Raw genomic sequence first — 13,727 nt, forward strand, 5'->3', positions numbered from 1 at the left:
TCCCACACCACCCCCCCGGGGTGTGTGACGGGTACAAGGGTTACGGCGGTCATAGCGTGGGGGAAACGCCCGGTCCCATTCCGAACCCGGAAGCTAAGACCCACAGCGCCGATGGTACTGCACCCGGGAGGGTGTGGGAGAGTAGGTCACCGCCGGACAACCATTAAACGGTCGAGGCCCCAACCAGCACCTGGTTGGGGCCTCCCGCATTTAAACAACCAAGGCCAACCCGGGTGAACCCAAAACGCGCCCTCCCACGGCAGCACCGCCGTCGGACGTGATGGGGCGTCGGAAGATAAGCCGCAGGACCTGATGGAGCGTCCCGTAAGAGGGCCGCGCCATCATTTTTCCGGCCGACCATTAAGCGCGCTATCAGCTCCCGCAGAAAATTCGGGAACCTTCCATCAGCTTCTGCACCGAATCCGCCAACCATCCATCACTTTCCGCTTCTCCCAAGGCCAGCCTCCCGCACACCCCCGCGGCAGCACCGCCTTCGGACGCCTCCTGGAACGGATTGGGCGTTGCTCCAGAATCTGCAGGAGGTGATGGGGCATCGGTGTGAAGATTGCCACGGTGCCGCCGCTTAGTGCTTGCTCGGTGCTGCCCGGGGAGGCAACTCCACTAGAATTGATGAAGATGTACGGACTTCGAAGCGCTTGATTTCGGGTTGCGTAGGAAACGAAACACGGATACGAGCGGCTGCGATTGCGCCAGTGGTCGGCTCACAACAGGAGGAATCCACATGGCTGAGCACAACGGCGGCAACCGCGGCGGAAACGACCGCGGCGGGTTCCGCGGACACAACAACTCCGGCGGCGAGCCCCGAGGATTCCGGTCCCGCACCAACCGCGACAACTCCCAGCCCTCCAGGGGTGCTACCGGCGGTGGAGAGCGGAAGCCGTTTGGTGACCGCGACAAGAAGCCTTTTGGTGACCGTCCGCGCCGCGACGGCGAGGGTGACCGCGGTTTTGGTGGTGGGGAGCGGAAGCCGTTTGGTGACCGTGACCGTAAGCCTTACGGCGATCGCGACAACCGGTCCTTTGGTGACCGTCCGCGCCGTGACGGTGAAGGTGACCGCCGCGGTTTCGGCGGCGGAGAGCGGAAGCCGTTCGGTGACCGCGACAAGAAGCCGTTTGGTGACCGTCCGCGCCGCGAGGGCGAAGGCGACGACCGCCGCGGTTTCGGTACTGGGGAGCGGAAGCCGTTCGGTGACCGTGACCGTAAGCCTTACGGTGACCGCGACAACCGGTCCTTTGGTGACCGTCCGCGCCGCGAGGGCGAGGGTGACCGCCGTGGTTTTGGTGGTGGGGAGCGGAAGCCGTTCGGTGACCGTGACCGTAAGCCTTACGGTGACCGCGACAACCGGTCCTTTGGTGACCGTCCGCGCCGTGACGGCGAGGGTGACCGCCGCGGTTTCGGCGGCGGAGAAAACCGCAAGCCCTTTGGCGACCGCAGCGACCGTCCCAGCCGTGGCGACCGCCAGGAAGAACGTCCCGCCCGCGCACCCCGCAGCTTCGACCGCGGACCGGGTCGCGTTGACAGCCGCGGTGATGCCGGTCCCCGCACCTTCGGTCGGGACCGCCAGGAAGAGCGCCCGGCACGTGTACCCAACATGCGCGACCTCCGCAGCGCCAATCGCCCGGACCGCGAACGGTCTCCGGAGATCGACGAGGATGTCACCGGCAAGGAGCTTGACCGCGCAACGCAGCACCAGATCAAAACGCTTGAGGCCAACAACGCGGAGTGGGTCGCCCGCCACCTGGTGATGGCCGGCCGGCTCATCGACGACGAGCCCGAACTGGCCTTCCAGCACGCGCTGGCCGCCAGCCGGCGCGGCGGCAGGCTTGCTGCTGTCCGCGAAGCCGTAGGCCTCACCGCCTACGCTGCGGGTCACTATGGCGAGGCGCTTCGGGAATTCCGGACGTACCGCCGGATCAGCGGTTCCAACGTGCACCTGCCCGTAATGGCTGACTGTGAACGTGGGCTGGGCCGCCCCGACCGTGCACTCGATGTGGTCCGGTCCGAGGAAGCCCAGGACCTGGACGCACCCGGAAAAGTTGAACTTGCCATTGTGGCAGCGGGCGCACGCACAGACCTTGGCCAGCTGGACGCCGCCGTTGCAGAGCTGGAGATCCAGCAGCTGGACATCAACCGCGCGTTCTCCTACAGCCCCCGGCTCTTCCGGGCCTATGCGGACGCCCTGGCTGCGGTAGGCCGCACCGCCGAAGCCGAGAAGTGGCAGAAACAGGCCGTTGTGGCCGAAAACGCGCTGGGCCTGGGTGTTGACGAAGAACCCGACATCATTGACCTTGGTTGGGATGAGGAAGAAGAAGCCCGCGAGGAAGCCGAGCGGCGCCGGCTCCTGGACCGCGCATCCAGCGCCTCCGGCACGGCCGCAACGGCAGCTGCCGGCGCTGAAGCTCCTGCTGCAACCACAGAAGCTGCAACCACAGAAGCTGCAACCACGGAGGCTGCAGTCACCCAGGCAGTGGAATCGCCCGCCGTCGAAGAAGCAGTGGACGCAAGCATCGATGACCAGGAAGCGGACTACTTCGTTTCAGACGACGCTGAGTCCGATGAGGACTCGGTGGAGCACGACGAACTGGACCACACCGGAGAGGACCTGGCGGACGGGAACGCTCCCGCAGACCACCAGGACCACCAGGATCGCCGGGAAGACTAAGCGCATGACTGATGCAACCCTGGTCTCCCGTTTCGATGCGCTGCTCGCCGACCTGGACGGGGTGGTGTACGCCGGCCCGCACGCGATCCCCGGTGCGGTGGAATCACTCCAGCAGCTGGCGGGCCTGGGCGTGGGCCTTGGCTATGTAACAAACAACGCGTCCCGGACCCCGGCACAGGTTGCGGCCCACCTCCGGGAGCTGGGCGCCCCGGCCGCCGACAACCAGGTGGTCAGCTCGTCCCAGGCCGCCGCCGAGCTGCTCGCCTCCGAGCTGCCCCCGGGTTCCCGGGTGCTCATTACTGGAAGCCCGGCGCTGGCGCAGGAAATTGAATTGGTGGGCCTGGTACCGGTGTACAGCCAGGACGAGAACCCAGTGGCAGTAGTCCAGGGCTTCAACCCGGCCATCGGCTGGAACGAACTCGCTGAGGCTGCCTATGTTGTGGCGGCCGGAACCCTGTGGGTGGCCACCAACACGGATATGTCCATCCCGCAGGCCCGCGGCATCGCACCCGGTAATGGAACCCTGGTGGCCGCAGTCACAGCCGCCACGGGCCGGACGCCCCGCGTTGCAGGGAAACCCGAGGCTCCGCTCTTCCACTCGGCCGCCAAGCGGCTAGGAGCCGAGCGCCCGCTGGTGGTGGGGGACCGGCTGGACACAGACATCCTGGGCGGCAACAATGCCGGTTTCGCCACCGTGGCAGTACTGACCGGCGTCGACACCCGGCAGAGCATCCTCGCTGCCCGCGCCGCCGAACGGCCCGACTACATCATCAGCTCCCTGACCGACCTGTACCGCCCGTACCCCGAGGTGACGCACGACGACGGCACCTACACGTGCGGCGAAGCAACGGCCCGCGCAGCCAACGGAGCCGTGGGCATCATTGGCAGCCAGGACAACCTCGATTCCTGGCGGGCCGCCTGTGCAGCCTGGTGGGCGGCCACCCCGGACGCCGCGGCGGCGAAGGCACCACAACTGGCCTGGCTGGATCATTAGACTGGTTGAATGACTGAGCTGAGCACGCCTGACGAATCAGCAGCAGCCCAGCCCTCCCCGGACTGGCCGCTGGACAGCCAACCCGCGGTGACCGACCAGCTGGTCCAACAGGCCCTGGCACCCCTGGATGCATTGCCTGGGGTTCCTGTGGCAGAGCACGAAGCGGTGTATGACGCACTTCATGACGAATTGCGGACCGCCCTGGATTCGGATCCCACGATCAGCGATCCCACGATCGGCGATCCCACGATCGGCGACCCCACGATCGGCGACCCCTCGGACGGTGGCGCCTGATGCCGGTGCGGCTCGACCAGGCCTTGGTGGCCCGCGGCCTTGCCAGGTCCCGCACCCACGCCGCCTCGCTGATTGCCGAAGGAAAAGTCCGTTCAGCCGGCCAGGTGCTCAGCAAGGCATCACTCCAGGTCGCTGAAGACAGGGACCTTGTGGTCCGGCATGACGAGCAGGACACCTACGTGAGCCGGGCTGGGCACAAACTGGCCGGCGCCCTGGATGCGTTTCCCGAGGTGCTGCCCGCCGGAAAAAGGTGCCTCGACGCCGGCGCGTCCACGGGCGGCTTCACTGATGTCCTGCTCCGCCGGGGCGCCGCGCACGTGGTGGCGGTCGACGTCGGGCACGGCCAGCTGGTGCCGCAGCTGCGGGAAGATCCCCGCGTGGAAGTCCACGAGGGACTCAACGTGCGGTACATGTCGCCGGCGGACATCGGCGGCCCCGCAGCGCTGACCGTGGCCGACCTGTCCTTCATTTCGCTGACCCTGGTGGTCCGGCCCTTGGCGGAATGCACCGAACCCGGCGGCGACCTGGTGCTCATGGTGAAGCCGCAATTTGAGATCGGCAAGGACCGGCTGGGACGTACCGGAGTGGTGACGTCCGAGCGGGAGCGGCGGATGGCGGTGGAGAAAGTGGCCCGGGCTGCCCTCGACGCCGGCCTCGACCTGCGGGGCCTCGCACAGAGCCCGCTGCCCGGCCAGGACGGAAACGTCGAATACTTCCTGTGGATAAACCGCAGGAACAGCCAAGAGTTGCCTAAGATCGAAGAGCGAGACGCAGCCACCGCTGCCTTGCTCGGACGAATCTGGCACAACCACTAGGGAGCGGAACCTGATGAGCAGGCGTGTACTGGTCCTCGCCCACACCGGCCGCGAGGAATCACTGAAGGCCGCCTGGGAGGCCTGCGCCCAGCTGCAAGCCTCCGGCATCGTTCCGGTGATGCAGGACTCCGAACTGGGCGATATGGAACGCTTCTTCGGGCACCTTGCCCAGCCGGTGGAGGTGCTCCACGACCACGTCCAGCTTCCGGACGTTGAACTGGTGATGGTCCTGGGCGGCGACGGCACCATCCTCCGCGCCGCCGAGCTGGTCCGCGAAGTTGACGTGCCCCTGCTGGGCGTGAACCTGGGCCATGTGGGCTTCCTCGCGGAGAGCGAGCGGGCGGACCTCGCGCAGACCGTTGAATGGATTGCCAGCCGGGACTACACGGTGGAAGAGCGAATGACCATCGACGTCCAGGTGTGGGTCCGCGGACAGAAAATCTGGCACACTTGGGCGCTGAACGAAGCAGCGATCGAAAAAGCCAACCGGGAACGCATGCTCGAAGTGGTTACGGAGGTGGACCAGCGTCCGCTGACCTCCTTTGGCTGCGACGGCATCGTCATGGCCACCCCTACCGGTTCCACCGCCTATGCGTTTTCCGCCGGTGGCCCCGTGGTCTGGCCGGAGGTGGAGGCCCTGGTCATTGTGCCCATCAGCGCCCACGCGCTCTTCGCCAAGCCGCTGGTGGTCTCGCCCCGCTCACGCCTCGCCGTGGAAGTCCTGGGCCGTACCGATGCCCAGGGCGTCCTCTGGTGTGATGGCCGGCGGTCGGTGGACCTGCCGCCGGGTGCCCGCGTGGAAGTCACCAAATCAGCCACCCCCGTACGGCTGGCCCGCACCCACCAGACTCCGTTCTCGGCGCGGCTGGTGCGGAAGTTCGAACTGCCCATCCACGGCTGGCGCGGCCCCGTCCCCAAGTCCGAAGCGATCCACACCGGCCCCATTCCCATTGTCCGGACGCCCCGCCCCATGCCGCCGCTTCAGGTGCCTGGCGGCGGGCAACCGGACAGCGATCCCGATCCCTCAACCGCAAAGTGAACCATGCTTGAAGAACTCAGAATCCGCGACCTGGGCGTCATCACTGACGCAACACTGCCGCTGGGCCCCGGGCTGAGCGTGGTGACCGGCGAGACCGGCGCCGGCAAGACCATGGTGGTCACCGCCGTCGGCCTCCTCCTGGGTGCCCGCGCCGACGCCGGTGCCGTCCGGAGCGGAGCCAAAAGCGCAACGGCCGAGGCAGTGCTCAAGCTCGACGCCGGCCATCCCGCCATCGAGCGTGCTTTGGAAGCGGGTGCGGAGGCGGAAGAGTTCGACGGCGGCGCGGAACTGATCCTGGCCCGCCGGCTGGGTGCGGACGGACGCAGCCGCGCTTTCCTGGGCGGCAGGGCCGCCCCTGTGGGCGTCCTCGCTGAGATCGGCGAGACCCTGGTGGTGGTGCACGGCCAGTCGGACCAGATCAGGCTCAAGGGCGCCGCGGCCCAGCGCGGGGCGCTCGACAAGTTCGCCGGCGACGCCCTGGCCGGCCCGCTGGCGCGCTACCAGGAGCTGTACAACCACTGGAAATCCAGCCAGGCCGAGCTGGACACCCTGCGCAGCGCCGCCCGGGACCGGCTGCGGGAAGCAGAATCCCTGGAGACCGCCCTCGCCGAAATCGACGACGTGGATCCGCAGCCGGGGGAGGATGAGCTCCTTAAGGCAGAGGCAGTGAAGCTGGCCAATGTGGAGGAGTTGCGGATTGCCGCGAGCACGGCACATCAGGCGCTGATCGCGGAGGATTTTGGTGACGCAGGCGATGCCACCACGTTGGTGGACGCCGCCAAGCGGACGCTGGAGCACGTGGCAGAGCATGATGCCGAGCTCGGCTCTGCAGCAGCCCGCCTCGCCGAGGTGGGCTTCCTGCTGAACGATATCGCTACCGACCTGGCCAGCTACCAGGCCAGCCTGGACACGGAGGGGCCGGAACGGCTCGCGGAAATCGAGGACCGGCGGGCCGTCCTGGCCAAGCTGATCCGCAAGTACGCCCCGTCCATCGACGAAGTGCTGGAGTGGGCGGAAAAGGCCCGTGTGCGCTTCGATGAACTGCAGGACGATTCAACGCGGATCGAAACCCTGGAAGCTGAAGTGGTCCGGGCGGAGGCGGACCTGCAGAAGCAGGCGGCCGCCATCAGCAAGATCAGGGCCAAGGCCGCCAAGGAACTTTCGTCCCGGGTCAGCGCCGAGCTGAAGGCCCTCGCCATGGCCGATGCCACCCTGGTGATCAAGCTCGAGACCACCGGCCAGCTGGGACCGTACGGCGGGGACGAGATCAGCTTCCTGCTGCAGCCGCACTCCGGTGCCCCGGCCAGGCCGTTGGGCAAGGGGGCCTCCGGTGGTGAACTCTCGCGGGTCATGCTGGCCATCGAAGTGGTGCTGGCCGCCGTGGATCCCGTCCCCACGTTCGTCTTTGACGAGGTGGACGCAGGAGTGGGCGGACGTGCCGCCGTCGAGATCGGCCGCCGGCTGGCCATGCTGGCCCGGCACGTGCAGGTGCTGGTGGTAACGCACCTGCCGCAGGTGGCCGCCTTCGCGGACCAGCACATCACCGTCACCAAAACCTCCGTCAGGGGAGCCGACGGCAAGACAGCCACCGGATTCACCTCAAGTGATGTCCGCCTCCTCGATGGCCCCGAGCGGGTCCGTGAGCTGGCCCGCATGCTGGCCGGCCAGGAGGACTCGGAATCTGCCCGCGCGCACGCGCAGGAACTCCTGGACGACGCGAAACTCCTGCCACAGCGGGCCTGATTGCGTCCAACGTTCCAGCCAGGCGTCTGCAAGCAGCGGCCACCCCTTGCTTCCCGCACGGCCGGACCCGCAGACTGGATCATTTGGGGAACAGTTTCCCGACCCGTGGAAGGCTCTTTTGATGATAGGCTCGAATTCCGTGGTGCAGCGATCAAATTCCCGTGTAAATTCCCGGTTCCCGGGCTCGTCCAAGACGACCAAACACATCTTCGTAACCGGTGGTGTGGCGTCCTCGCTCGGTAAGGGACTGACGGCATCAAGCCTCGGTCATCTGCTGCGGGCACGCGGCCTGTCTGTAACTATGCAGAAGCTCGATCCCTACCTGAACGTGGATCCGGGCACGATGAACCCCTTCCAGCACGGCGAAGTCTTCGTCACGGACGACGGTGCCGAAACGGACCTGGACATCGGACACTACGAGCGCTTCCTCGACGAAAACCTTGAGGGTTCGGCCAACGTGACCACCGGCCAGGTCTACTCCACCGTCATCGCCAAGGAACGCCGCGGCGAATACCTGGGCGACACCGTTCAGGTCATCCCGCACATCACCGATGAGATCAAGCGCCGCATGCGCCTGCCCGCTGAAGGCAAGAACGCCCCGGACGTCATCATCACCGAAATCGGCGGCACCGTTGGCGACATCGAATCCCAGCCGTTCCTCGAAGCGGCCCGCCAGGTCCGCCAGGATATTGGCCGGACCAACGTCTTCTTCCTGCACGTCTCGCTGGTTCCGTACATCGGGCCGTCCCAGGAACTGAAGACCAAGCCCACCCAGCACTCCGTCGCCGCACTGCGCTCCATCGGCATCCAGCCCGAAGCGATCGTGATCCGCTCAGACCGTGAAGTGCCGGACGCCATGCGGGAAAAGATCGGCCGGATGTGCGACGTCGATATCGACGCCGTGGTCAACGCCGCCGATGCGCCCAGCATCTACGACATCCCCAAGACCCTGCACACCCAGGGCCTGGACTCTTACATCGTGCGGGCCTTGGACCTGCCCTTCAAGGACGTGGACTGGACCAGCTGGGACAAGCTCCTGGAGGCAGTCCACCACCCCAAGCACCACGTGGAAATCGCGCTCGTTGGCAAGTACATCGACCTGCCGGACGCCTACCTGTCCGTGACCGAGGCCCTGCGCGCCGGCGGTTTCGCCAATGACACCAAGGTCAAGATCCGCTGGGTCCCCTCGGACGAATGCGAAACCCGCGAAGGCGCCGTCAAGGCCCTGGACGGCGTCGACGCCATCTGCGTCCCCGGCGGCTTCGGCATCCGCGGGCTCGAGGGCAAGCTCGGCGCGCTGAAGTTCGCCCGCGAAACCAAGCTGCCGGTCCTGGGACTTTGCCTGGGCCTGCAGTGCATGGTCATCGAGTACGCCCGCAACGTGGTGGGTCTGGAAGGCGCGTCCTCCAGCGAATTCGAGCCGGATTCCAAGTACCCCGTCATCGCCACCATGGAAGAGCAGCTGGAGTTTGTTGAGGGCCGCGGCGACCTGGGCGGCACCATGCGCCTGGGCCTCTACGAAGCCAAACTGGACGAAGGCTCCGTCATCGCCAAAACCTACGGCAAGACCACTGTGAGCGAACGCCACCGCCACCGCTACGAAGTGAACAACAAGTACCGCGACCAGATCGCGGCCGAAGGGCTCGTTTTCTCCGGCACGTCTCCGGACGGCAAGCTCGTGGAGTTCGTCGAGCTGCCCGCGGAAGTCCACCCGTACTACGTGGCCACCCAGGCGCACCCTGAGCTGAGCTCGCGCCCCACCCGCCCGCACCCGCTGTTCGCCGGCCTCGTCAAGGCCGCCCTGGACCACCAGGCAGGCTCCGACACGGCCCTCGCCCCGGGGGCTGGTGTTTCCGAGGCCGCGCCGTCCGGTACGGTAGCCGCTAAGTAGTTCCGCACGAAATAAAGGACGGCGCGATGCCCGGTACACACGAAGCCACCCATGTAGCAAAGGTTTCGGATGCACCGAGCCCGCGCCGTCTTGTGTCCAGCGAGAAGGTGTACGAAGGCCGGATCTGGGATGTGGTCAGCGATACCTTCCAGCTGCAGGAAACAGGCGAGGCCCTCACCAGGGACTATATCGACCACCCTGGCGCCGTTGCCGTCCTGCCCATGAATAACGACGGCGAGATCCTCCTCCTCAAGCAGTACCGGCACCCCGTGGGCATGGACCTCTGGGAGATCCCGGCCGGACTGCTGGACGTTGAAGGCGAGGACTTCCAGGTGGGTGCGGCACGCGAGCTTGCCGAAGAGGCTGATCTTGCCGCCGGCACTTGGAATGTCCTGGCTGACGTCTTCAACTCCCCGGGTTCCTCCAGCGAGGCCATCAGGATCTATCTCGCCCGCGACCTCACGGAAGTACCGCACCATGAGCGGCACGAGCGGATCCACGAGGAAGCCGAAATCGAATTCCATTGGATCGGCCTGGACGACGCCGTGGAGTCCGTGCTGGCCGGCCGCCTCCACAACCCGTCTGCCGTCGTCGGGATCCTTGCCGCGGCCGCTGCGCGGGCTGACGGCTTTGCCGGGCTCCGGCCGGCGGACGCGCCCTGGCCCGAGCACCCCAGCCAGCGCTGATGGTCCCCGGTCCTTCCGCTGAACTGGCTCCCGCCGGTGTGGCCCCCCGCGCCGATCCGGAACAAGCCGGCCCAGGCAAGGTTTCCGGTTCCGTGCCCCCGTCACCGCCAACGGCGATCGACCGCGGCATCACCGACTACCTCCAGCACATGGGGGTGGAACGGGGACTGGCTGCCAATACCCTCGCGGCGTACCGCAGGGACCTGGCCCGGTACTCCCGTTACCTGGCAGCCGCAGGCTGCGGCCGCCCCGAAGACATCACCCGGCACCACGTCACCGGGTACGTCCGTGCCTTGGCGGACGGGTCCGACGGCGGCACAGCCTTGGGTGTGCGGTCTGCGGCGAGGACCGTGGTGGCCGTGCGGGGCCTGCATAAGTTTTGGGCCCTGGAAGGGTTCACGACGACGGACCCCGCCAGCGACGTCCACCCGCCCATGCCTGGAAAACGGCTGCCCAAAGCCATCAGCGTGGGCGAGGTCACCAGGATCCTGGAGGCGGCCGGCACCGATACCGCTACCGGCCTGCGGGACCGCGCCCTGCTGGAGTTCCTCTACTCCACCGGTGCCCGTATCAGCGAGGCTGTTGGCCTGGACGTGGACGACATCTCCCTCCAGGAGGCGGAAACCGGGCCGGCGATCGTACGGCTCTTTGGCAAGGGTTCCAAGGAACGGCTGGTGCCGCTGGGGTCCTACGGGGCCAGGGCTCTGGACGCCTACCTGATCCGCGGCCGTCCGCTGCTGGCAGCCAAGGGTAAAGGGACGCCGGCGTTGTTCCTGAATGCGCGCGGCGGCCGGATCAGCCGCCAGAGTGCGTGGACCATCCTCAAGGCTGCGGCCGGGAAGGCCAACATCACCAAAGAAGTCTCACCACACACCCTCCGGCACTCCTTCGCCACGCACCTGCTCGAAGGCGGCGCCGATGTCCGTGTGGTCCAGGAGCTGCTGGGCCACGCCTCAGTGACAACCACCCAGGTGTACACCCTGGTGACAGCGGACACCCTGCGGGAAATCTATGCAGCAGCGCACCCTCGGGCGTTGGGCTGAAGATACCCACGAACATATTGGGCCGCGTGGAAATACTTCCCGGGGGCAGCTAGAGCAGCGCCTCGATGGTCAGTTCCACCGGGCCCAGCAGGAAAGCCAGCACCGATGTGCCCATCCCGGCGAGCAACATCAGGCCAGGATGCGCCAAGCCAATCACTACCTGGCGCAGCCGTGGGCGGCCGCGGAGGAACGATTTCGGCACCCGCGAGAGCGTGGGGATCTGCCGCCAGCCGCGAAGCCTCCGCAGGAACCAGGCGCACCTGGCAACAAACGCGAGCCACAGGACGGCGACCACCAGTGGAACCAGGGCCGCCATCAGGTTGAAACCCAGGGCGGTCACTTCCCGCTCGGAGTCACCCGCCAGGGCTTGGATGGTGGTGGAGATGGACGCGCTCAAAACTACCGATATGGCCCACACCATGAATGCCGCAATGAGCGCCAGGAAACGCACGAAGAACAGGCCCAAAACCGATTCCCGGCCGGCCTTCACTTGCTGCCGCGGAGTCACGTGCAGCACGGCCAGGGTGCTGAGCAGCGTGGGCAGGGCAGCCGCGGCCACCAGCAGATACCACGTCCAGCCTGCCAGGCCCACGAATTCGTCCGTCACAATGAGCACTGTCCAGAAACCGGCCCAGGCCCAGCCCCAGTACAAAGGGTTGCGCACCAGCCATTCCGGCAGGCGGGTGTCAATGGCGGAGATGCGGGCCGGCCGTATCCCGTCTGCAGTTTCGGGAGTCACACGTAGAGCTTGGCATATTCATCACCCCCAGGCGCTTTCTCGCTGACAACTCCCGGACCACATAGGCTAGGGCGCATGACTGCAGCACGGGTTACTCTCTGCTTCCTGCTCCGTGAGCTGGACGGTGCTTCCCAGGTCCTGCTGGGTCTGAAGAAGACCGGCTTCGGGCGGGGAAAGATCGTTGGCATCGGTGGCCACGTCGAAGCGGGGGAGGGCGACGCCGAAGCCGTGATCCGCGAGGTGCGGGAAGAGGCCGACATCGGGATCCGGCACGAAGACCTGCGGGACGCGGGCGTTGTGCGCTTCGTGTTTCCTGCTAAACCGGAGTGGGACATGGACACGCGGCTGTTCACTGCCGTCAGCTGGGAAGGCGAGCCCACCGAGAGCGCCGAGATTGCTCCGGCCTGGTTCGACACTGCCAGCTTGCCGGTGGACCGCATGTGGCAGGACGCCGACCACTGGCTGCCGGTAGTCCTGGAGGGCGGCAGGGTCAACATCGTGGTCACCATGGACAATGACAACGAAGCCGTTGCCTCCTCGGAAAGCCTTCTTTTCTGAACCAAGGGCTGCTCTGAACCAGGGCCGCCGGACTATCGCGGCCCGGCCACCGTGAGGTGACCGGGCCGGCGTCGTGCTTTCAGCAAAAGCCTGCCTACGGAACGTGCCGTTCCTCCGGGCCCACGTATTCGCTCAGCGGTCGGATCAGCGAGTTGGCGTCCAACTGCTCCATGATGTGCGCCGTCCACCCGGTGATGCGGCTGGCCACAAACAAGGGAGTGAACGTGGCCGTGTCGAAGCCCATGAGGTGGTAGGTGGGGCCGGCAGGATAATCCAGGTTCGGTTTGATTCCCTTGGCCTCGTCCATGGCCGTCTCCAGGCCGTTGTACAGCCCCAGCAGCTCGGGCCGGCCGTAGTGGGCAATCATCTTGTCCAGGGCTGCCTTCATGGTGGGCACGCGGGAGTCGCCGTGCTTGTAGACGCGGTGGCCGAACCCCATGACCTTCTTTTTCTGCGCCAGTGCGTTTTCCATCCATGTTTTGGCCCGGGCCGCCGCTTCCTCGAGGGTTTCCTGCGGGCGGATGCCGATCTCGTCGAAGGTGTGCATCACGGCCTCGTTGGCGCCGCCGTGCAGCGGGCCCTTCAAGGCGCCAATCGCCCCGGTGACCGCCGAGTGGAGATCCGCGAGGGTAGAGGTGATGACCCGGGCGGTGAAGGTGGACGCGTTGAAGGAGTGTTCCGCGTAGAGGATCATCGATACGTTGAAGGCCTCCACCACCTCCGGCACCTGTTCCTCGCCGAAAGCCATCCACAGGAAGTTGGCCGAATAGCCAAGGTCGTTACGCGGCTCAATGACGCCCTGCCCGTGGCGTCGCCGCTGGTCGTAGGCCACCACGGCCGGCATGGCAGCAAACAGGTCAATGGCTTTGGCCATGTTGGCCTCGCGCGAGGAATCTTCGGCCAGGGCGTGCCGGGCGCCCAACACCGAGGCCGCCGTCCGGCACACGTCCATGGGATGGGACGTCTCCGGGAGTACATCGATGACCTGCTTGACCACCGGATCCAGAGAACGGCCGGCCCGCTCGCGGGCAGTGAACTCCGCCAGCTGCTCCTGGCCGGGCAGCTCACCGTTCCAGAGCAGGTAGGCCACCTCTTCAAAACTGCACTTTGCGGCGAGCTCCTGGACGGGGTAGCCCCTGTACAGCAGGGAGTTGGTGTCCGGGTTGACCTTGGAGACTGACGTGTAGTCGACCACGACGCCGTCAAGACCCTTTTTGATGTCCTTTTCAGCCATGCTGAAAC

General features: G+C 66.4%; 12 protein-coding genes and 1 rRNA gene. 11 read left to right on the forward strand and 2 right to left on the reverse strand.

The features are described 5' to 3' along the window. Window positions 1–41 precede the first annotated feature (41 nt). The 10 genes from rrf (at window position 42) to xerD (ending at window position 11,188) form a co-directional block, all read left to right on the forward strand. Window positions 42–158, forward strand: a 5S ribosomal RNA gene (rrf, locus tag FBY31_RS00185). A 584-nt stretch (window positions 159–742) separates the two neighbouring features. After that, the gene (locus FBY31_RS22940) at window positions 743–2,683 is read left to right on the forward strand and encodes a hypothetical protein (protein WP_235012852.1); all 1,941 of its coding nucleotides are present in this window, start codon (window positions 743–745) and stop codon (window positions 2,681–2,683) included. A 4-nt stretch (window positions 2,684–2,687) separates the two neighbouring features. After that, window positions 2,688–3,677, forward strand: a complete 990-nt coding sequence (locus tag FBY31_RS00195) for an HAD-IIA family hydrolase (protein ID WP_142035390.1) — start codon at window positions 2,688–2,690, stop codon at window positions 3,675–3,677. A 9-nt stretch (window positions 3,678–3,686) separates the two neighbouring features. After that, entirely contained in the window at window positions 3,687–3,971 is a 285-nt protein-coding gene (locus tag FBY31_RS00200; RefSeq protein WP_200833279.1) for a hypothetical protein, read from the forward strand. Further along, window positions 3,971–4,786, forward strand: a complete 816-nt coding sequence (locus tag FBY31_RS00205) for a TlyA family RNA methyltransferase (protein ID WP_142035393.1) — start codon at window positions 3,971–3,973, stop codon at window positions 4,784–4,786. The genes FBY31_RS00200 and FBY31_RS00205 overlap by 1 nt, the downstream gene beginning before the upstream one ends. Before the next feature lie 13 nt (window positions 4,787–4,799). Continuing rightward, on the forward strand, window positions 4,800–5,825 hold the full coding sequence (locus tag FBY31_RS00210) for an NAD kinase (RefSeq protein WP_142035396.1): 1,026 nt from the start codon (window positions 4,800–4,802) through the stop codon (window positions 5,823–5,825). A gap of 3 nt (window positions 5,826–5,828) precedes the next feature. Next, window positions 5,829–7,568, forward strand: a complete 1,740-nt coding sequence (recN, locus tag FBY31_RS00215) for a DNA repair protein RecN (RefSeq protein ID WP_142035399.1) — start codon at window positions 5,829–5,831, stop codon at window positions 7,566–7,568. Window positions 7,569–7,689: 121 nt separating this feature from the next. Further along, on the forward strand, window positions 7,690–9,459 hold the full coding sequence (locus tag FBY31_RS00220; RefSeq protein WP_142035402.1) for a CTP synthase: 1,770 nt from the start codon (window positions 7,690–7,692) through the stop codon (window positions 9,457–9,459). Between the two features lie 26 nt (window positions 9,460–9,485). After that, window positions 9,486–10,145 carry an NUDIX domain-containing protein gene (locus tag FBY31_RS00225; protein WP_142035404.1) on the forward strand — a complete coding sequence of 220 codons (660 nt, stop codon included), beginning with the start codon at window positions 9,486–9,488 and terminating at the stop codon, window positions 10,143–10,145. Beyond that, window positions 10,145–11,188 carry a site-specific tyrosine recombinase XerD gene (xerD, locus tag FBY31_RS00230; RefSeq protein WP_200833280.1) on the forward strand — a complete coding sequence of 348 codons (1,044 nt, stop codon included), beginning with the start codon at window positions 10,145–10,147 and terminating at the stop codon, window positions 11,186–11,188. The genes FBY31_RS00225 and xerD overlap by 1 nt, the downstream gene beginning before the upstream one ends. A gap of 49 nt (window positions 11,189–11,237) precedes the next feature. On the opposite strand, the gene FBY31_RS00235 is transcribed toward xerD, so the two are convergent. Continuing rightward, window positions 11,238–11,927 (reverse strand): hypothetical protein, encoded by a 690-nt coding sequence (locus FBY31_RS00235; RefSeq protein ID WP_235012853.1) that lies wholly within the window; start codon window positions 11,925–11,927, stop codon window positions 11,238–11,240. Window positions 11,928–12,002: 75 nt separating this feature from the next. On the opposite strand from FBY31_RS00235, the gene FBY31_RS00240 reads away from it, so the two are divergent. Further along, window positions 12,003–12,485 (forward strand): 8-oxo-dGTP diphosphatase, encoded by a 483-nt coding sequence (locus FBY31_RS00240; protein WP_142035407.1) that lies wholly within the window; start codon window positions 12,003–12,005, stop codon window positions 12,483–12,485. A gap of 94 nt (window positions 12,486–12,579) precedes the next feature. Here FBY31_RS00240 and FBY31_RS00245 read toward each other — a convergent pair whose 3' ends face one another. Next, window positions 12,580–13,719: a bifunctional 2-methylcitrate synthase/citrate synthase gene (locus tag FBY31_RS00245; RefSeq protein WP_142035423.1), complete on the reverse strand. Its 1,140-nt coding sequence runs from the start codon at window positions 13,717–13,719 to the stop codon at window positions 12,580–12,582. Between the last annotated feature and the right edge of the window lie 8 nt (window positions 13,720–13,727).

This window comes from Arthrobacter sp. SLBN-100, assembly GCF_006715305.1.
Lineage (GTDB): Bacteria > Actinomycetota > Actinomycetes > Actinomycetales > Micrococcaceae > Arthrobacter.

What these genes read in the sequence shown, in the direction of transcription:
- FBY31_RS00200 (WP_200833279.1), top strand. Translation starts at nt 3,687, where the DNA reads ATGACTGAGCTGAGCACGCCTGACGAATCAGCAGCAGCCCAGCCCTCC.
- FBY31_RS00245 (WP_142035423.1), bottom strand. Translation starts at nt 13,719, where the DNA reads ATGGCTGAAAAGGACATCAAAAAGGGTCTTGACGGCGTCGTGGTCGAC.
- FBY31_RS00205 (WP_142035393.1), top strand. Translation starts at nt 3,971, where the DNA reads ATGCCGGTGCGGCTCGACCAGGCCTTGGTGGCCCGCGGCCTTGCCAGG.
- xerD (WP_200833280.1), top strand. Translation starts at nt 10,145, where the DNA reads ATGGTCCCCGGTCCTTCCGCTGAACTGGCTCCCGCCGGTGTGGCCCCC.
- FBY31_RS00225 (WP_142035404.1), top strand. Translation starts at nt 9,486, where the DNA reads ATGCCCGGTACACACGAAGCCACCCATGTAGCAAAGGTTTCGGATGCA.
- FBY31_RS22940 (WP_235012852.1), top strand. Translation starts at nt 743, where the DNA reads ATGGCTGAGCACAACGGCGGCAACCGCGGCGGAAACGACCGCGGCGGG.
- FBY31_RS00240 (WP_142035407.1), top strand. Translation starts at nt 12,003, where the DNA reads ATGACTGCAGCACGGGTTACTCTCTGCTTCCTGCTCCGTGAGCTGGAC.
- FBY31_RS00195 (WP_142035390.1), top strand. Translation starts at nt 2,688, where the DNA reads ATGACTGATGCAACCCTGGTCTCCCGTTTCGATGCGCTGCTCGCCGAC.
- FBY31_RS00210 (WP_142035396.1), top strand. Translation starts at nt 4,800, where the DNA reads ATGAGCAGGCGTGTACTGGTCCTCGCCCACACCGGCCGCGAGGAATCA.
- recN (WP_142035399.1), top strand. Translation starts at nt 5,829, where the DNA reads ATGCTTGAAGAACTCAGAATCCGCGACCTGGGCGTCATCACTGACGCA.
- FBY31_RS00220 (WP_142035402.1), top strand. Translation starts at nt 7,690, where the DNA reads ATGATAGGCTCGAATTCCGTGGTGCAGCGATCAAATTCCCGTGTAAAT.